18 protein-coding genes and 5 tRNA genes are annotated in these 17,582 nt (G+C 33.9%); 1 reads left to right on the top strand and 22 read right to left on the bottom strand.

The window, feature by feature from the left end; translation table 11 throughout:
• Positions 1-15: 15 nt before the first annotated feature.
• From rpoB to VOI54_RS09545, 22 genes are all read right to left on the bottom strand, one after another.
• Positions 16-3,828, bottom strand: a complete 3,813-nt coding sequence (rpoB, locus tag VOI54_RS09650) for a DNA-directed RNA polymerase subunit beta (protein WP_326282584.1) — start codon at positions 3,826-3,828, stop codon at positions 16-18.
• Positions 3,829-4,022: 194 nt separating this feature from the next.
• On the bottom strand, positions 4,023-4,400 hold the full coding sequence (gene rplL, locus VOI54_RS09645) for a 50S ribosomal protein L7/L12 (protein WP_238674287.1): 378 nt from the start codon (positions 4,398-4,400) through the stop codon (positions 4,023-4,025).
• A 65-nt stretch (positions 4,401-4,465) separates the two neighbouring features.
• On the bottom strand, positions 4,466-4,987 hold the full coding sequence (rplJ, locus tag VOI54_RS09640) for a 50S ribosomal protein L10 (RefSeq protein ID WP_326282583.1): 522 nt from the start codon (positions 4,985-4,987) through the stop codon (positions 4,466-4,468).
• A 19-nt stretch (positions 4,988-5,006) separates the two neighbouring features.
• A complete protein-coding gene (rplA, locus tag VOI54_RS09635) occupies positions 5,007-5,696 on the bottom strand; it encodes a 50S ribosomal protein L1 (protein WP_326282582.1) in 690 nt (229 codons plus the stop codon).
• 19 nt (positions 5,697-5,715) lie between these two features.
• A complete protein-coding gene (gene rplK / locus VOI54_RS09630) occupies positions 5,716-6,153 on the bottom strand; it encodes a 50S ribosomal protein L11 (RefSeq protein ID WP_326282581.1) in 438 nt (145 codons plus the stop codon).
• A gap of 76 nt (positions 6,154-6,229) precedes the next feature.
• On the bottom strand, positions 6,230-6,784 hold the full coding sequence (nusG, locus tag VOI54_RS09625) for a transcription termination/antitermination protein NusG (RefSeq protein ID WP_326282580.1): 555 nt from the start codon (positions 6,782-6,784) through the stop codon (positions 6,230-6,232).
• 11 nt (positions 6,785-6,795) lie between these two features.
• Positions 6,796-6,993: a preprotein translocase subunit SecE gene (gene secE, locus VOI54_RS09620; RefSeq protein ID WP_326282579.1), complete on the bottom strand. Its 198-nt coding sequence runs from the start codon at positions 6,991-6,993 to the stop codon at positions 6,796-6,798.
• 66 nt (positions 6,994-7,059) lie between these two features.
• Positions 7,060-7,132 (bottom strand) — tRNA-Trp (locus VOI54_RS09615).
• Between the two features lie 64 nt (positions 7,133-7,196).
• Complete coding sequence (gene tuf / locus VOI54_RS09610; protein WP_326282578.1) at positions 7,197-8,384, bottom strand: elongation factor Tu; 1,188 nt, start codon at positions 8,382-8,384, stop codon at positions 7,197-7,199.
• 68 nt (positions 8,385-8,452) lie between these two features.
• A tRNA-Thr gene (locus tag VOI54_RS09605) sits at positions 8,453-8,524 on the bottom strand.
• A gap of 91 nt (positions 8,525-8,615) precedes the next feature.
• Positions 8,616-8,688 (bottom strand) — tRNA-Gly (locus VOI54_RS09600).
• A gap of 75 nt (positions 8,689-8,763) precedes the next feature.
• Positions 8,764-8,845 (bottom strand) — tRNA-Tyr (locus VOI54_RS09595).
• A gap of 49 nt (positions 8,846-8,894) precedes the next feature.
• A tRNA-Thr gene (locus VOI54_RS09590) sits at positions 8,895-8,968 on the bottom strand.
• A 101-nt stretch (positions 8,969-9,069) separates the two neighbouring features.
• Positions 9,070-9,372, bottom strand: coding sequence for a ribosome hibernation-promoting factor, HPF/YfiA family (gene hpf / locus VOI54_RS09585; RefSeq protein WP_326282577.1), 303 nt, complete (start codon positions 9,370-9,372; stop codon positions 9,070-9,072).
• Positions 9,373-9,406: 34 nt separating this feature from the next.
• Positions 9,407-10,300: a tyrosine-type recombinase/integrase gene (locus VOI54_RS09580; protein WP_326282576.1), complete on the bottom strand. Its 894-nt coding sequence runs from the start codon at positions 10,298-10,300 to the stop codon at positions 9,407-9,409.
• A 137-nt stretch (positions 10,301-10,437) separates the two neighbouring features.
• Positions 10,438-10,632 (bottom strand): 30S ribosomal protein S21, encoded by a 195-nt coding sequence (rpsU, locus tag VOI54_RS09575; RefSeq protein ID WP_326282575.1) that lies wholly within the window; start codon positions 10,630-10,632, stop codon positions 10,438-10,440.
• Between the two features lie 84 nt (positions 10,633-10,716).
• Positions 10,717-11,883, bottom strand: a complete 1,167-nt coding sequence (locus VOI54_RS09570; RefSeq protein WP_326282574.1) for an acyl-CoA dehydrogenase family protein — start codon at positions 11,881-11,883, stop codon at positions 10,717-10,719.
• A complete protein-coding gene (locus VOI54_RS09565) occupies positions 11,884-12,765 on the bottom strand; it encodes a ComEA family DNA-binding protein (RefSeq protein ID WP_326282573.1) in 882 nt (293 codons plus the stop codon).
• Positions 12,766-12,781: 16 nt separating this feature from the next.
• Complete coding sequence (locus VOI54_RS09560) at positions 12,782-14,368, bottom strand: alanine/glycine:cation symporter family protein (RefSeq protein WP_326282572.1); 1,587 nt, start codon at positions 14,366-14,368, stop codon at positions 12,782-12,784.
• A 96-nt stretch (positions 14,369-14,464) separates the two neighbouring features.
• Positions 14,465-15,484 carry a potassium channel family protein gene (locus tag VOI54_RS09555; RefSeq protein WP_326282571.1) on the bottom strand — a complete coding sequence of 340 codons (1,020 nt, stop codon included), beginning with the start codon at positions 15,482-15,484 and terminating at the stop codon, positions 14,465-14,467.
• A gap of 3 nt (positions 15,485-15,487) precedes the next feature.
• Positions 15,488-15,715, bottom strand: a complete 228-nt coding sequence (locus VOI54_RS09550; RefSeq protein WP_326282570.1) for a PspC domain-containing protein — start codon at positions 15,713-15,715, stop codon at positions 15,488-15,490.
• Positions 15,716-15,751: 36 nt separating this feature from the next.
• Positions 15,752-17,023, bottom strand: coding sequence for a DUF2851 family protein (locus VOI54_RS09545; RefSeq protein WP_326282569.1), 1,272 nt, complete (start codon positions 17,021-17,023; stop codon positions 15,752-15,754).
• Positions 17,024-17,180: 157 nt separating this feature from the next.
• Here VOI54_RS09545 and VOI54_RS09540 point away from each other — a divergent pair, with 157 nt between their 5' ends.
• Positions 17,181-17,480 (top strand): hypothetical protein, encoded by a 300-nt coding sequence (locus VOI54_RS09540; RefSeq protein ID WP_326282568.1) that lies wholly within the window; start codon positions 17,181-17,183, stop codon positions 17,478-17,480.
• Positions 17,481-17,582 lie beyond the last annotated feature (102 nt).

Raw genomic sequence — 17,582 nt, 5'->3', positions numbered from 1 at the left:
AATTTAATTAATTAACTACTCCTCTAATCTGATGTCTAATCCTAAACCTTTCAATTCGTGCATTAATACGTTGAAAGATTCTGGTAAACCTGGATCTGGCATTGGCTCACCTTTAACTATACTTTCGTAAGTTTTAGCTCTACCAATAACATCATCAGATTTTACAGTTAAGATCTCACGTAAGGTACTTGATGCGCCATATGCTTCAAGTGCCCATACTTCCATCTCACCAAAACGTTGACCACCAAATTGTGCTTTACCACCTAATGGTTGTTGCGTAATTAATGAGTAAGGTCCTATAGAACGCGCGTGCATTTTATCATCAACCATGTGCCCTAGTTTTAGCATGTAAATCACACCAACTGTTGCTGGTTGATCAAAACGCTGTCCTGTTCCTCCGTCATATAAGTACGTATGTCCGTATCTTGGAATTCCAGCCTCATCTGTTAAATCATTGATTTGATCAATATTAGCTCCATCAAAAATAGGCGTTGCATATTTACGGTCTAATTTTTGACCTGCCCATCCTAATACAGTTTCATAGATCTGTCCAATGTTCATACGAGATGGTACACCAAGTGGGTTTAATACAATATCAACCGGAGTTCCGTCTTCTAAGAACGGCATATCTTCCTGACGAACAATACGGGCAACAATACCTTTGTTACCATGACGTCCCGCCATTTTATCTCCTACCTTAAGCTTACGTTTCTTAGCTATATAAACTTTTGCTAATTTGATGATACCTGCAGGTAATTCATCACCAACGGAAATTGTAAACTTCTCACGACGAAGTGACCCTTGTAAGTCATTTTCTTTGATCTTGTAATTGTGAATTAAATCTGCAACCATTTGATTAGTATGCTCATCAGTAGTCCATTTACCTGAAACTAAATGTGCATAATCATCAACAGCATTTAACATTTTAAGTGTGAACTTTTTACCTTTTGGTAATACTTCTTCACCTAAATCATTAAAAATACCTTGAGCCGTTTTTCCATTTACAATGTTAAAAAGTTTTTCAACCAAAATTTCTTTTAAATCATCAAACTTTCTGTCATACTGAGCTTCCAATGCTAAGATATCATCTTTATCTTGAGCTCTTTTACGTTTATCTTTTACCGCTCTGGCAAATAGCTTCTTCTCTATTACAACACCATTTAATGAAGGTGATGCTTTTAAAGATGCATCTTTTACATCACCAGCTTTATCACCAAAGATAGCGCGTAATAATTTTTCTTCAGGAGTTGGGTCAGACTCTCCTTTTGGAGTAATCTTACCAATAAGAATATCACCGGGTTTAACTTCAGCACCAACGCGAATCATACCGTTTTCATCAAGGTCTTTTGTAGCCTCTTCTGAAACGTTAGGGATGTCGTTAGTTAATTCTTCGTTTCCTAATTTAGTATCTCTAACTTCAAGAGAATACTCATCAATATGAATAGATGTGAATATATCTTCACGTACAACTTTTTCTGAAATTACAATCGCATCTTCAAAGTTATATCCTTTCCAAGGCATAAAGGCTACTTTCATATTTCTACCAAGTGCCAATTCTCCTTGTTGCGTTGCATAACCTTCACATAAAACCTGGCCTTTAGTTACTTTATCTCCCTTAACTACAATAGGTTTAAGATTGATTGAAGTTCCTTGATTGGTTTTTCTGAACTTTACTAATTGGTATGTTTTAATATCACTATCAAAACTTACTTTAGCTTCATCTTCAGTACGGTCATATCTAATTTTAATCTCATTAGCATCAACATAAAGCACTTCTCCTGTACCTTCTGCATTAATCAATACTCTGGAATCTGAAGCTACCTGACGTTCTAAACCAGTACCAACAATTGGTGCATCCACTCTTAATAAAGGAACTGCCTGACGCATCATGTTAGATCCCATTAATGCACGGTTTGCATCATCATGTTCCAAGAATGGAATTAAAGATGCTGAAATAGATGAAATTTGATTCGGCGCAACATCAGTATAATTAACCTCCTTAGGATCAAGTACCGGGAAGTCTCCTTCCATTCTTGCAATTACCTTATCATGTAAAATCTTTCCTTCCTCATCAACCTGAACAGTTGCCTGAGCAATTAACTTCTCTTCTTCTTCCTCTGCACTTAAATAGGTAGGTACATTTTTAATATCTACCACACCATCAGTTACTTTTCTATATGGTGTTTCAATGAATCCCATTGAATTTACCTTAGCGTATACTGAAAGTGAAGAAATCAAACCAATGTTTGGTCCCTCAGGTGTTTCAATAGGGCATAAACGTCCGTAGTGAGTATAGTGAACATCACGAACCTCAAACCCTGCTCTTTCTCTTGATAAACCTCCAGGCCCAAGCGCTGATAAACGACGCTTATGCGTAATTTCAGCTAATGGATTGGTTTGATCCATAAATTGAGACAACTGGTTTGTTCCAAAAAATGAATTGATTACAGACGATAAGGTCTTGGCATTAATCAAATCAATTGGGGTAAATACCTCGTTATCACGAACATTCATACGCTCACGTATAGTACGTGCCATACGTGCTAAACCAACACCAAACTGCTGTGATAATTGCTCACCCACTGTACGCACACGACGGTTAGATAAGTGATCAATATCATCAATCTCTGCTTTAGAGTTGATAAGCTCAATTAAATATTTTATGATAGTAATGATATCTTCTTTTGTAAGCACTTGCTTATCCATTCCAATATCAAGTCCTAATTTCTTGTTCATTCTATAACGACCTACTTCTCCTAAAGAGTAACGTTGATCACTAAAGAATAATTTATCTATAATACCACGTGCTGTTTCCTCATCTGGCGGTTCTGCATTACGTAATTGTCTATAGATATGTTCAACCGCTTCTTTTTCAGAGTTTGTTGGATCTTTTTGAAGCGTATTGTGAATAATGGCATAATCGCCTTGCTCATTAGATTCTTTATGTAAAAGAATCGTTTTAACTTCTGCTTCAAGAATCTCTTCAATATTCTCTTTATCAAGAATGGTATCACGGTCTAATACAATCTCGTTACGTTCAATAGATACAACCTCTCCAGTATCTTCATCAACAAAATCTTCATGCCAGGTGTTAAGCACACGAGCCGCTAATTTTCTTCCTAAATATTTTTTTAATCCTGATTTTGAAACTTTAACCTCTTCGGCTAAGTCAAAAATCTCTAAGATATCTTTATCTCGTTCAAAACCAATAGCACGGAAAAGTGTTGTTACTGGTAACTTTTTCTTTCTATCAATGTAGGCATACATAACCTGATTGATATCAGTAGCAAACTCAATCCATGATCCTTTGAATGGAATAACTCTTGCCGAATATAATTTTGTTCCATTAGCATGGAAAGATTGGCCAAAGAAAACCCCTGGTGAACGGTGTAACTGAGATACTACAACGCGTTCTGCACCATTGATAACAAAAGTACCACTTGGTGTCATGTAAGGTATGGTTCCTAAGTACACATCTTGAACAATGGTTTCAAAATCCTCATGTTCAGGGTCTGTACAATATAATTTTAACCTTGCTTTTAGCGGAACGCTGTATGTAAGTCCTCTTTCAATACACTCTTCAATGGCATATCTTGGCGGATCTACGAAGTAATCTAAAAATTCTAAAACGAATTGATTACGAGAATCTGTAATTGGAAAGTTTTCCATGAAGGTATTATATAAACCTTCATCACCTCTTTCTTCAGATTTTGTTTCTAATTGGAAAAAATCCTGGAAGGATTTAATCTGAATATCCAAGAAATCTGGATATTCTGTTCTATTTACAATAGAGGAGAAATTTAATCTTTCAGCTTGTGTTGATAACATCAATGGACGGAATTTTGATTAAAAAATAATAACGACAGTGTTTTAAACACTGATAAAACAGCATGATTTATTCTACAAATCACTAACTGTTTTTTTTAATATTTTGGTATATGTTTATATACGCAAAATGGTCTAGATCTTATCCCGCCTTTAGCGGGACAGACCTAAACCTTTGTATTGTTGAGTAATTAAGCTTACTTAAGCTCAACCTCAGCTCCAGCCTCTTCTAAAGATGCTTTTAATGCTTCAGCTTCGTCTTTAGAAACTGCTTCTTTGATAGCACTTGGTGCTTCATCAACTAAACCTTTAGCTTCTTTCAATCCTAAACCAGTTAATTCTTTAACTAATTTTACAACTGCTAATTTAGAACCACCAGCTGCTTTTAAGATTACATCAAATTCAGTTTGAGCTTCACCAGCGTCATCTCCACCAGCAGCAGGACCAGCAACAGCAACTGCAGCAGCAGCAGCAGGCTCGATACCATACTCATCTTTTAATATAGTTGCTAACTCATTTACTTCTTTTACAGTAAGGTTAACTAATTGTTCTGCGAAATCTTTTAAATCTGCCATTTTTCTATCGTTTTAATCGTTTTTTAATAATAATATAATTGTAATAAAGTGCGTACTATTTTATACTATCCTTCTTTTTCAGATAGTGTTTTAATAAGTCCAGCTAATGTACCTCCACCTGATTTAAGCGCTGACACAACATTTTTAGCAGGAGACTGAAGTAATCCAACAATTTCTCCAAGTAACTCTTCCTTAGACTTGATATCTACTAACATGTCTAATTGTTCGTCACCAATGTAAACAGCTTCCTCAATAAAAGCACCTTTTAATAAAGGCTTTTCAGATTTTTTACGGAAGTTTTTAATTAATTTAGCTGGTGCATTACCTGTTTCAGAATACATCACAGATGTATTTCCCTTTAAAACTGAAGGAAGATCTCCAAACTCTCTATCTGAAGCTTCCATTGCTTTTTCAAGTAATGTATTTTTAACAACAGCCATTCTTACGTTTGCTTTAAATGCAGCACGACGTAAGTCTGAAGTAGTTCCTGCGTTTAATCCAGAAATATCTGTTAAATAGATATTTGCGTTATTAGCTAATTCTGCAGTTAACTCCTCAATTACTTGTGATTTTTCTTCTCTTGTCATAATAAAAGTTTTAACTTAATTAACCAACTTTAGGATCAACAGCAATACTTGGGCTCATTGTAGAAGACATAAAAATGCTCTTTACATAAATCCCTTTTGCAGTTGTTGGTTTTAATTTAATTAATGTTTGAATTAATTCATTTGCATTGCCTGCAATCTTATCAGCACTAAATGATGCTTTTCCTATAGCAGCGTGTACAATACCAGTTTTATCAACTTTAAAATCAATTTTACCGGCTTTTACTTCTGTTACAGCTTTAGCAACATCCATAGTTACCGTACCTGTTTTTGGGTTTGGCATTAAACCTCGAGGTCCTAATACACGACCTAAAGGTCCTAATTTACCCATTACACTTGGCATTGTAATAATAACATCAACATCTGTCCAGCCGCTTTTGATCTTATCAAGATACTCGTCTAAACCTACATAATCAGCACCGGCTTCTTTAGCCTCTGCTTCTTTGTCTGGTGTTACTAATGCTAATACTTTCATATCTTTACCAGTACCGTGTGGAAGTGAAACAACACCTCTTACCATTTGATTAGCTTTTCTAGGGTCAACTCCTAGACGAATCGCTAAATCAACGGATGCATCAAACTTTGTATTGGTAATTTCTTTAACTAGTGCAGATGCTTCATCTAATGAATACACCTTTCCTTTTTCAATTTTCGCTAAAGCCTCTTTTTGCTTTTTTGTTAATCTTGCCATTTTCTAATGCTTTAATAGATTAAGAAGGAAATTTTCCTGTTACGGTTATTCCCATCGATCTTGCAGTACCAGCAACCATTTTCATAGCAGATCCAATTTCAAATGCATTTAAATCTTGCATTTTGTCTTCTGCGATGGCTTTTACCTGATCCCACGTTACTTTAGCTACTTTTTTTCGGTTTGGTTCTCCTGAACCTTTTTTCACCTTGGCCGCTTCTAATAATTGTACTGCAGCTGGAGGAGTTTTGATCACAAAGTCAAATGACTTGTCTTTGTAAACAGAGATAACAACCGGTAATACTTTACCTTGTTTATCTTGGGTTCTAGCATTAAATTGCTTACAGAACTCCATGATGTTAACTCCAGCAGCACCTAAAGCGGGTCCAACCGGTGGCGATGGATTCGCAGCACCTCCCCGAACTTGTAACTTAACTACTTTACCTAATTCTTTTGCCATTTTTAATAATTTAGTTTGATACGCTTCTTATAGTTTGGAAGCAAAAGACCGTATCATTTATATAATGTAACAATTATTATACTTTTTCAACTTGCATATAACTCAACTCCAATGGCGTTTTTCTTCCAAAAATCTTAACCATCACTTCAAGCTTACGCTTTTCTTCATTTATTTTCTCAATAGTACCGTCAAATCCATTAAACGGACCATCAATAACCTTAACTGTTTCGCCTTTAGTGTAAGGTATAGCTACATTTGCTGATTCTTCTACCGCTAATTCATCAACCTTACCAAGCATTCTGTTAACTTCAGATTGCCTTAATGGCACAGGGTCTCCACCCTTTGTTTCCCCTAAAAACCCAATTACGTTAGTAACTGATCTTATAATATGAGGAACTTCACCTGTTAAATTAGCTTGGATCATAATATATCCCGGGAAAAACACTTTTTCTTTATGAATCTTTTTCCCATTTCTAATTTGGATCACACGTTCTGTAGGTACTAATACCTGATCAACATAATCCTGCATTCCTAACCGAGCAATTTCATTCTCAATATAGGTTTTGATTTTGTTCTCTTGACCACTTACAGCTCGAACAACATACCACTTTTTTTCACTCACTTCTGACATAAATCTTCTTTTTAACCGTTAATCCATTGAAAGTAAGTAGTAATAACTTTACTGAATACTGTATCCACACCCCAAATAGCAAGAGAAAATATAATTGAAAACACCGCAACTAAAACAGTTAAACTTTGTCCCTCTGCCCATGTAGGCCAGGTCACATTATTCTTTAGTTCACCAAATGATTCCTTTATATAATTTACTAATCCTGCCATTTTATTATTTTCTTTTAATATAAATTGAAATAGTATTCAATTTTATTCTTATTAAAAACTTTTTTGCACGGGTTGAGAGACTCGAACTCCCGACACCTGGTTTTGGAGACCAGTGCTCTACCAACTGAGCTAAACCCGTAAATATAAGTCAAGGTATTCCGAAAAACGGAATACCTTAGCTTACTATTTTTACTTAAACTATATTAGTCTAATATCTCAGTTACCTGACCTGCACCAACTGTTCTACCTCCTTCACGGATAGCGAAACGTAAACCTACGTTCATTGCAATTGGCTGAATTAACTCAACAGTAATAGTTAAGTTATCTCCAGGCATAACCATTTCAACACCATCAGGAAGCGCAATGTTTCCAGTTACGTCAGTTGTACGTACGTAAAACTGAGGACGGTAGTTATTATGGAATGGAGTGTGACGTCCACCTTCTTCTTTTTTCAAGATATAAACCTCAGCTTTGAAGTTTTTATGAGGTGTTACAGAACCTGGCTTAGTAATTACCATACCTCTTGAGATTTGAGTTTTCTCAATACCTCTTAATAAGATACCAGCATTATCACCAGCTTCACCTCTATCTAATATTTGACGGAACATCTCAATACCTGTAATTGTAGATGTTAATTTCTCAGCACCCATACCAATAATTTCAACTGGATCACCAGTCTGAGCAATACCAGTTTCGATACGACCTGTTGCAACCGTTCCTCTACCAGTAATTGAGAATACATCCTCAATAGGCATTAAGAAAGGCTTATCCATATCACGAACAGGCTCTTCAATCCAATCATCACATGCTTGCATTAATTCTAATACAGTATCTACCCATTTTTGCTCACCGTTAAGCGCACCTAAAGCAGAACCTGAAATAACAGGACCATTATCTCCATCATATTCATAGAAGTTTAATAAATCTCTAACTTCCATATCTACTAACTCTAAAAGCTCCTCGTCATCAACCATATCAACTTTGTTTAAGAAAACAACGATACGAGGAATACCTACCTGACGACCTAATAAGATATGCTCACGAGTTTGTGGCATTGGACCATCTGTAGCAGCAACCACTAAGATAGCACCATCCATTTGTGCAGCACCAGTTACCATGTTCTTTACGTAATCGGCGTGACCTGGACAGTCAACGTGTGCGTAGTGACGATTTGCTGTTTGATATTCAACGTGAGATGTATTAATTGTAATACCTCTTTCTTTCTCTTCTGGAGCGTTATCAATTTGATCGAAGTCTTTTGCTTCTGATAAACCTGCATCAGCTAATACTTTAGTAATAGCAGCAGTTAAAGTTGTTTTACCGTGATCTACATGTCCAATTGTACCAATATTTAAATGTGGTTTTGAACGATCGAAAGTTGCCTTTGCCATGTTTTTTAAATAATTTTAATCTTAGTTATAAATAATATTAGTGTGTTCTAAATTCTACTCTAATATAGAGCCAATGACGAGATTTGAACTCGTGACCTCTTCCTTACCAAGGAAACGCTCTACCCCTGAGCTACACCGGCGTAAAGTTTTTATTTCCTTTTCTCTCAAAAGCAATCTTTACAGATCACATTAAATTGAAAGAAGAGATTCCTGCCTTCGCAGGAATTTTAGAGCGGGAGACCGGGTTCGAACCGGCGACATTCAGCTTGGAAGGCTGACGCTCTACCAACTGAGCTACTCCCGCAATTTCTATAAACTTTCGCTTATAATTTAGGTTTTCAATATTTCAAAAATCTCATTCCAGTTCAATCTGGATTTGTGGGGAGAGCAGGATTCGAACCTGCGAAGACATAGTCAGCAGATTTACAGTCTGCCCTCGTTGGCCGCTTGAGTATCTCCCCGAGTCACTTTTAATTTAAATAAAAGCTTAAAAAAATCAAATTTTCAAAGAGCCGATGGAGGGACTCGAACCCACGACCTGCTGATTACAAATCAGCTGCTCTAGCCAGCTGAGCTACATCGGCATTTTTTACATTTTTTACGCATAAAAAAAGCCCGTTATTTCTAACGGACTGCAAATGTATAGATTTTTTATTTTATTCAAAACATTTTTAGAAAAATTTTATTATAAATGTGCTCTTAATTTTTCTTTTCGCTTTTTTAGCTGCCTTTCTAATGATGCAACTGCCATATCTGTACCTTCTTCAAATGTTTTACATTGTTTTTTTACAACAAAACTATCTCCTGGAACACTTACTTTAGCTTCAAAGATTTTATTCTCTTTATCACTGGTATTTTCAACCTTTAAAAAAACATCAGATTTAATTACTTTGTCATAAAACAAATCTAATTTATCCATACGCTTTTGAATAAAATCTATCAGTTTCTGGTCTGCATTAAAATTTACTGATTGCGTGTTTACCTTCATAATACTCTTTTTGGTTAGACAATAACTACAAATGCTATTTTTTACTTCTTGGATGTGCTTTAATATGTACTTTTTTAAGTTCGGCTATACTATTATGAGTATAAACCTGAGTGGCAGCCAAACTTGAATGTCCTAAAAGTTCTTTTACAGCATTTAAATCGGCACCTTGGTTTAACAAATGTGTAGCAAAAGAGTGCCTGAGAATATGCGGACTCTTTTTTACCTTTGAAGATGCCAAACTAAAATACTCATTTATTATTCTGTAAACAAGTGTTTCATATATTTTCATTCCTTTTTTCGTTAAAAATAAATATTCACCATCTAAAACACATTCAAGTTCCTTCCTCTTAATCAAATACTTACGTATTGAATCAATAACAGAATCTAATAACGGAACAATTCGTTCTTTATTTCTTTTACCTAAAACTTTTAAGGTCTTTGTATTTAAATCTAAACTGGTTAATTTAAGGTTTACAAGTTCTATTCTTCTTATTCCAGTAGAATAAAACAATTCTATAATTAACCTATCTCGAACATGCTCAAAGTCATCATCAAAGTTTAAATCATCCAGAACTGCCTTTATTTCTGTTTCTGAAAAAGGAATCTGAATTTTTTTATTGGTCTTTAAGGCTTTATGCTTTGTTAACGGATTAACCTCTATAGCTTCAATTTTTAAAAGAAATTTATAATAGGTGTTTAAAGCCGATATTTTTCTATTCACACTTCTGTTAGTCAATCCGCCTTCTACCAATAGTACTATCCAACTCCTAATTTGCGAATAGTTAACACCATCTATAGCTTCTTCTACCCCGTACTCTTCTTGAATAAAGTCAGAGAATGTTTCTAAATCATTTTGATAGGCTTTTACAGTTAATTCGGAATAGCCTTTTTCAAGCAATAAATAATCTGCAAATGATTTGAAAGACATATAAGTAGTTTGAAAGCTTAAAGTTAAAAGTAAAAAATAAAGTAGGCAACTTTTAAAACTTGTCAAATTATTTAAAGTAATACTTATAAAATAAAAAATCCCGCCTTAAGCGGGATTATATGATCTATGAAGTGCAATTATATATCTTCTGCATCTCGTAATAATTGTACATACTGTGCTTTTTGAATTTGAGCTCTACGTACAACAGAAGGTTTTTTAAATTCTTTTTGCTCTTGCAATTGACTCTTAATTGTTGTTTGAACAAATTTGCGCTTATAACGCTTTAACGCTCTATCTATATTTTCTCCTTCTTTAATTGGAATTATTAACATAGTGTCTTAACCTCCTCTCTTTTAGAATTTTCAGGCTGCAAATATAAAAATAATCTTGAATCCTGAATACTAGATTTCATTTTTTTAAGTAGCCGGCTTATATTCCTTCTTATCTATAATAACTTTAGAAAGTATTTCTCGAAGAATCTCTGAGGTTCCACCTCCTATTGGCCCCAATCTACTATCACGCAACAGCCTTGCCAATGGATAATCTTCCATATAACCATAGCCTCCTAAAAACTGTAGGCATTCATAAACAACCTCATCGGCCATCTTGGTAGATTTTAACTTAGCCATAGTTGCTTCTTTTACCACATATTTACCTTGATTTAACCTGTACGCTACTGAATAGTTAAATTGTTTACAGATCTCCATATCAGAATACAAGTCTACAAATTTATGTCTTAGAGCCTGGTACTTATTTAAAGGTTTCCCAAAAGTTGTTCTTTCAGACATATAGTTTAAGGCATATTCTAAAGCATATTCTGCCCTGGCGTGCGCATTAATCCCCATAACCAACCGTTCCAATGAAAAGTGTTGCATAATATATGCGAAACCTTGGTTTTCAACACCCAGCAAGTTATCTGTTGGAATTTTAACGTTATCAAAAGCAATTTCTGCAGTGTCTGAAGCTCTCCAACCCAGTTTATCTAATTTTGTAGCCGAAATACCCTCAGTATCTCTATCTACCACAAAGATGCTCAACCCTTTATTTCCTAATTCCGGATTAGTTTTTGCTGCTACTACCAGATAATCACTATAGATACCGTTAGTAATAAACGTTTTTGAACCATTAACCACATAATAGTCTCCTTCTTTTACTGCTGTTGTTCTCATACCCGCAACATCACTCCCTCCCGAAGGCTCCGTAATACATAAACATCCAATTTTTTCGCCTGAAATGCTTGGCGCTAAATAATGCTGTTTAATGTTCTCATCACCTTCTGCGTTAAGATGCGTCATTGCTAAATAAACATGCGCCCATATTGCTGCAGCAAAACCTCCTGAATTTATTTTTTGAAGCTCCTCTTGTAAAATAACCGTATAAAAAAGATCTAGATTTAGTCCGCCATAAGCTTCAGGGTAATTGATTCCAAAAAACCCCATTTCTCCAAATTTCTTCCAAATAAATCTATCTATTGTACCTGTTCTTTCCCATTCATCAATATGAGGTACAACTTCTTTCTTTAAAAAATCTTGAAGGCTTTTTCTAAAAAGGTTATGCTCTTCAGTGAAGTACATGCTATTCATCTAGTTTTCTTTTTCGAGGTGCAAATATAACTCAATTATCTTGATTTTGTTTATTGGAAAGTCTTTAACTTTTTTTAATTCTTCAACTGATTTATAGCCTTCTCTTAGTTTTCGTTGTTCAATAATTTCATACGCTAAATCATAATCTATATGCGGAATAGTAACTAAATAGTCTACTGTAGCAGAATTCAAATTGATTTTTTTAATGATCTTTGGAGTCTTAACTGTAAAATAGCTAGTAATATTATCAATAACCTTTGGTGTTAATCCATAAACATCTTGTAACTGTACATCTGCAATAAATCCTCCCGATTTATTTCTAAACTTTATAATTCTATCAGAAAGCACTTTACCTACTCCATTAATCCTTTGAAGTTGCCGGGCTGTAACTGTATTTAAATCTAATTTTTGAGAAAAAGGTTTTGACTTATTGTTTATAAAAGTATCAAAATTCGTTTTGCTATACGTATTAGCTAATCTTTCCGGGAACTTGAAATACGGGGAAATGACCTTCAAAAGTGAATCTGAAATCCTGGTAACCTCTTGAAATTGCTTTGCTGAATTTATCCATTTTTTTTGTTTCCTAAATTCTAACAGTCTGTCAATTTCTTCATTACTCATTCCTAAAACTGCACCTTTATAATCCGTTATATAGTTTGGATTAAATGGAAAGGTCTTGGTTTTACGTTTTTCTAGTTCAATTTCTTTTAAAGAATCTACTTCCCGGACGAATCTCGATAAGTCTTCTTTATTAACTTGAACATCCTTTGAAGAAAAGTCAATAAAAAAATAAATGCATTGAAATATAACTATAAGTATAAGTAATAAAAAAATCCCATTTCGTTGTGCTTTTGAAAACAAGAATTGGGATTTAAAACTCATTATTAGTCTTTATATATTATTTTTTAGCTCTGATAGCTTTTAGGTATTTATTCAATTCTCCCCTAACCTTAGGAAACAGAATAGCACATCCAATCAAATTTGGAACAGCCATGGCAAAAATCATAGCATCTGAAAAATCAGTCACCGCACCTAAGCTAACCGCGGAGCCTATTATAATAAATAAGCAGAATATGATTTTATATGAATAATCTGAAGCTTTAGATCTGCCAAATAAAAACATCCAGGATTGTAATCCGTAATAAGACCATGATAACATGGTAGACAGTGCAAATAGTACCACAGCTAAAGTCAACACATAAGGGAACCAAGGTATAACAGAGGCAAATGCCTTAGAGGTTGCTAAAACACCATCTGGTGCTTTTACACCATATTCCATAATACTTCCATCTCCATTTGTAATTATAATAACTAAAGCTGTCATAGTACACACTACTACAGTATCTATAAATGGTTCTAACAAAGCTACTAAACCTTCTGAAGCCGGAAACTTGGTTTTTACTGCTGAATGTGCAATAGCCGCAGAGCCAACACCAGCTTCATTTGAGAAAGCTGCTCTTTGAAAGCCTATGATTAAAACTCCTAAAATACCTCCGGTAATACCTTCTGCTTTAAAGGCTCCATCAAATATTTGTCCAAATGCAGAACCAATCAATCCAAAATTCGCTACTAAAATAATGACTGCAGCCACAAAATAAATCCCAACCATAAATGGCACTATTTTTTCAGTTATGCTACCAATTCTTTTTATACCTCCAATAATTACTATAGCTACCAAAGCTGCCATAACAATTCCAAAAATCACACCAGCTGAAGTAGAATTAGCTCCAATCATGGTATTGAATTGTTGAGCTGCCTGATTAGCCTGAAACATATTTCCACCTCCAAAAGAGCCTCCTACACACATAATAGCAAATACAACTGCCAATATTTTTCCTAAGGTACCTTTGCCAACATCTGCCAAGCCTTTTTTAAGATAATACATAGGACCTCCAAATACGGTTCCGTCCTCTCCTATATCTCTATACTTAACCCCCAATGTACATTCAACAAACTTTGAGGACATTCCCAGCAATCCAGCCAAAATCATCCAAAATGTTGCGCCTGGCCCTCCTAATGAAATTGCTATGGCAACTCCCGCAATATTCCCCAGGCCTACCGTACCTGATAAAGCTGCTGTTAACGCCTGAAAATGCGACACTTCTCCTTCTTTCCCTTCTATAGCAATGGTATCAACAATATCACCGTCAACAACATTTACCATAGCTTTGGGCTCAACCTCATGATGATCTACATCATCATACTTACCTCTTACAATATTTATAGATACCGGAAATAATCTAATATTAACTAATTTAAAAAGGATAGTAAATAATAACCCCGCAGACAAAAGCATAATAATTACAATTGGCATTCCAACGTCTTCAGTAAACTGAACCGGATAGAACACAATGGCTCCCCAGGCATCTGAAATTGGCTTAAAGGCTTCATTGAATCTTTCATCCATACCTTTTTCGGTTGCTTCTTGAGCAAAGGTTAAAAATGGTATTATTAACGTATAAATTGAAAGAAGGTATTTCTTCATAAGATTAAATTTTATTAAAAAATTATAATTAAAAATCAGCAATATGATAAAAAAAAATGATTTTTTAAAACTATAGCTGTTAAAATAGAAAAGGTGCTAATCTATATTATATGCTGTATTTAATACCTCTATTTGTTCTGGTCTACCCAAAACAATAATCCTGGAATTAGTCTCCAATTCCATTTCGGGGTCTGGATTTACCATATATTCTCCATGACTATCTTTATAACCAATTACAGTACATCCCGTTTTTTTTCTGAGATCCAAATCCTTAATAGTTCTGGCTTTTTTAGAATTATATAGTTTTTCTACAGCAACTTCTTCTATATTAATATCAGATTTACCAACAATAGATAAATTATCTATAAATTCCATTAATCCAGGAACTACAACCAGAGATGCCATATGATCTCCACCTATTTTATCAGGTAAGATTACATTATTTGCTCCGGCAAATTTTAGTTTATCATATGAGGATTCATTTGACGCACGACTTATAATATTTATTTTACTGTTTATTTGCCTTGCAGAAAGCACAACAAATAAGTTATCGGCATCATTTGGAAGTGCTGAAATAAAACACGCAGCACGATCAACTCCTGCTATCATCAAAGTTTCATCTTCATTGGCATTTCCAATAACATAAGGGACTCCATCTATTTGTAAGCGTCCTTCCACCTCCTTATCTTTTTCTATAACAACAAATTGCTTTTGGTAAGCCATAAGTTTTCTGGCAGCCTGCTTTCCATTTCTGCCATAACCACAAATAACGATGTGGTTTTTAAAACTATCTATCATTTTTTGCATCTTTTTGTGTTTTAATTCTTCAACATCGTTTTTACTTAAAATATATTCGGTAATTACAGAAAGTGCATACCCCACAATAACTACACTTGCCAAGATTAAGAATATGGTAAATATTTTAGATTCGTTGTCAAGCGGAACTACCTCACTAAACCCTACGGTTGTCATAGTTATGACTGTCATGTACAGGGCATCAATCCAATTATATTCTGAAATGGTCATATAACCTACTACTCCTATCATTACAATAAATATGATAAGAAATATGGCTGTATATATTTTAGTTCTAAAAAACCTTGAAAGTGGATTCATAAATTATAAATCAAATACTGATGTGCGTTTTGTATAAATCAAATCTTTAATTCTTATCCAAAATGCTAAAAATAAATACAATGCAAAGCCAAACCCAACGGTCACAAAAGTTAAGTACATAAAAGATGTCCGTACTACCTTTGCTCTTATGCCAAACCTATCGGCTATACGTTGACAAACATAGTAGCCGTGTTTTTGAAAAAATAATAGTGGCTTGTAAATTATATTCATGCTGCAATTTAAGATATAGTTTAGTGGTTTAAAAGTTTATTTATTTAAAAGTTGATTCCCTATAGCACATTTTAAACATCCGTTTTTATCACAATACTCTGCTTTAAGCTGCAGTAAAGCCTGTGATTCCATAGATGAGTTTGATATCTTTTTTAAATTATTAAAGGCATTCAAAATACTATTCTTTTCTGATTGGATTTGAATTGCAATTTTAACAATGGCCGAATCTGCCTCCTCACCGTGTTGCTTAGCGTATGCAAACTTAATTGGAAGAACTGTATTGATAAGTAATAAATCTATAAAGGATTTAGTAATTCTTTTTATTGAAGGTCTTGATTCCTTTTGAAAAGTGTAATGTGTTTTCCAAAAGTTGGAACTTGTCACTTTAAATAATTCATAAAAATGGTCTATTCGGTTTGAATCAATCACTTTTGAAAATAAACTTTGATGTATATGGTATAAGTTTGCTAATTGAGACAATCTGATAGTTGGAAAGTTTGGTGGTCTTAGCCTGAAAAACTGCACTGGCAATACCTTATGATTTTCCAGTCTAAACTTTTGTTTCAAAAATTGATATTCTTTTGTTAAACTTATATAATAAGGGGCTTCTGTTTTACTTTCAAGTAAACCGGATTGACCTATTAATAGAGCTTCCAAAGTTTGTAAATTAGATTGTGTTTTTCTTATCACTGAAAAATCTATAGATTGAGCTAAGCTAAAAAAAGAATCTCCATTAACCTTTAATCCAAAACTCTTAGCCAGCATTTTAAACAATACGGCTTCCCAATCGTTTTTTGACTGTTGTAGAAGTAATTCTATGGTTTTAGACTTCCTTTCTAATCGTTCAAAATACAAACGCTCTAACCAATTCTTTAAAGTAAATTCATCTATAGATGCAAATTCAGTTTCACAATTGATCCATTTACTTTGTTTAGAAAATAGATTTTCATAATTATTTAAAATATCAGGGATTACATAATCCTTCAACTGCAAAGTAGGTACAGGTGTATTGTCTTTTCTAAACACTTCGGTATCATGTTCCCAAACCACATGTAAAATTACATTATCATAGGCCTTATCTTTTTCATGACCATGGGAATACCAATCAAATGACTTTAAATGAATTTCTACATTACCTGCCCAAAATTGTTCTCCTATCTTTAGTTGTGCATTAAAAAAATCAGGACCTGAGTTAAAATTATGTTGACCAACCGAAGTTATCATTATATCCTCCCCCTCAGTAGTTCTTAAATTTTGAATTTGAAATTTTTTATACTTCCAGATGTAATGTAAAAAATCTTCTTGCATGCTTCTAAAATAAAAAAATAAGCAGAAGTTTAAAGAAAGTTATATTCAAATTAAAAACATATGCCATGAAATTAAAAACATATCATATTACTCAAGCAAGGGTCTAAGCTTAACTTTGCACTATAACTAATCATGAAAAATTTAAACTAAAATCATTATGAAACAATTAGTATTATTAATCTTCGCCTTATTTTTGACTATATCTGTAAATGCTCAAGAAAAAAAGACTTTTGAAGGTGCTGTGGCCCATGCCGAATTAAGTAAAGAAGAAACTACCAAGGTGATAGCTATCAATAAAGAGAAAATTACAGCTATAAGGGTGGTTAGAAAAAAGAAACTGGACAAAGAAACCGAAAAGACTGAAATTAAAGCTCTAAAACAAGAATCCAATAAAAAAATCAAAGCTATAATTGGCAAAGAAAAGTTTAAAATTATGCAGTCTTACTGGAAAAAGTAAATAGTTTATATATATAAATTATGAAAGAGAAACTTGAACCAGTTTCTCTTTTTTTTATTATACGTTATGTATATTTATATAATCAACTGACATTTTTTAAAA

The sequence above is a fragment of the Alterotamlana spongicola genome (genome assembly GCF_035818475.1).
Lineage (GTDB): Bacteria > Bacteroidota > Bacteroidia > Flavobacteriales > Flavobacteriaceae > Cognatitamlana.
Note: the sequence above shows the minus strand (reverse complement) of the source record. Positions and strands in the feature narration are given on the sequence as shown.

Bases quoted from the DNA above. Each gene is read 5' to 3' on its own strand.
- rpoB (WP_326282584.1), bottom strand. From the start codon at position 3,828: ATGTTATCAACACAAGCTGAAAGATTAAATTTCTCCTCTATTGTAAAT.
- rplL (WP_238674287.1), bottom strand. From the start codon at position 4,400: ATGGCAGATTTAAAAGATTTCGCAGAACAATTAGTTAACCTTACTGTA.
- rplJ (WP_326282583.1), bottom strand. From the start codon at position 4,987: ATGACAAGAGAAGAAAAATCACAAGTAATTGAGGAGTTAACTGCAGAA.
- rplA (WP_326282582.1), bottom strand. From the start codon at position 5,696: ATGGCAAGATTAACAAAAAAGCAAAAAGAGGCTTTAGCGAAAATTGAA.
- rplK (WP_326282581.1), bottom strand. From the start codon at position 6,153: ATGGCAAAAGAATTAGGTAAAGTAGTTAAGTTACAAGTTCGGGGAGGT.
- nusG (WP_326282580.1), bottom strand. From the start codon at position 6,784: ATGTCAGAAGTGAGTGAAAAAAAGTGGTATGTTGTTCGAGCTGTAAGT.
- secE (WP_326282579.1), bottom strand. From the start codon at position 6,993: ATGGCAGGATTAGTAAATTATATAAAGGAATCATTTGGTGAACTAAAG.
- tuf (WP_326282578.1), bottom strand. From the start codon at position 8,384: ATGGCAAAGGCAACTTTCGATCGTTCAAAACCACATTTAAATATTGGT.
- hpf (WP_326282577.1), bottom strand. From the start codon at position 9,372: ATGAAGGTAAACACGCAATCAGTAAATTTTAATGCAGACCAGAAACTG.
- VOI54_RS09580 (WP_326282576.1), bottom strand. From the start codon at position 10,300: ATGTCTTTCAAATCATTTGCAGATTATTTATTGCTTGAAAAAGGCTAT.
- rpsU (WP_326282575.1), bottom strand. From the start codon at position 10,632: ATGTTAATAATTCCAATTAAAGAAGGAGAAAATATAGATAGAGCGTTA.
- VOI54_RS09570 (WP_326282574.1), bottom strand. From the start codon at position 11,883: ATGAATAGCATGTACTTCACTGAAGAGCATAACCTTTTTAGAAAAAGC.
- VOI54_RS09565 (WP_326282573.1), bottom strand. From the start codon at position 12,765: ATGAGTTTTAAATCCCAATTCTTGTTTTCAAAAGCACAACGAAATGGG.
- VOI54_RS09560 (WP_326282572.1), bottom strand. From the start codon at position 14,368: ATGAAGAAATACCTTCTTTCAATTTATACGTTAATAATACCATTTTTA.
- VOI54_RS09555 (WP_326282571.1), bottom strand. From the start codon at position 15,484: ATGAATCCACTTTCAAGGTTTTTTAGAACTAAAATATATACAGCCATA.
- VOI54_RS09550 (WP_326282570.1), bottom strand. From the start codon at position 15,715: ATGAATATAATTTACAAGCCACTATTATTTTTTCAAAAACACGGCTAC.
- VOI54_RS09545 (WP_326282569.1), bottom strand. From the start codon at position 17,023: ATGCAAGAAGATTTTTTACATTACATCTGGAAGTATAAAAAATTTCAA.
- VOI54_RS09540 (WP_326282568.1), top strand. From the start codon at position 17,181: ATGAAACAATTAGTATTATTAATCTTCGCCTTATTTTTGACTATATCT.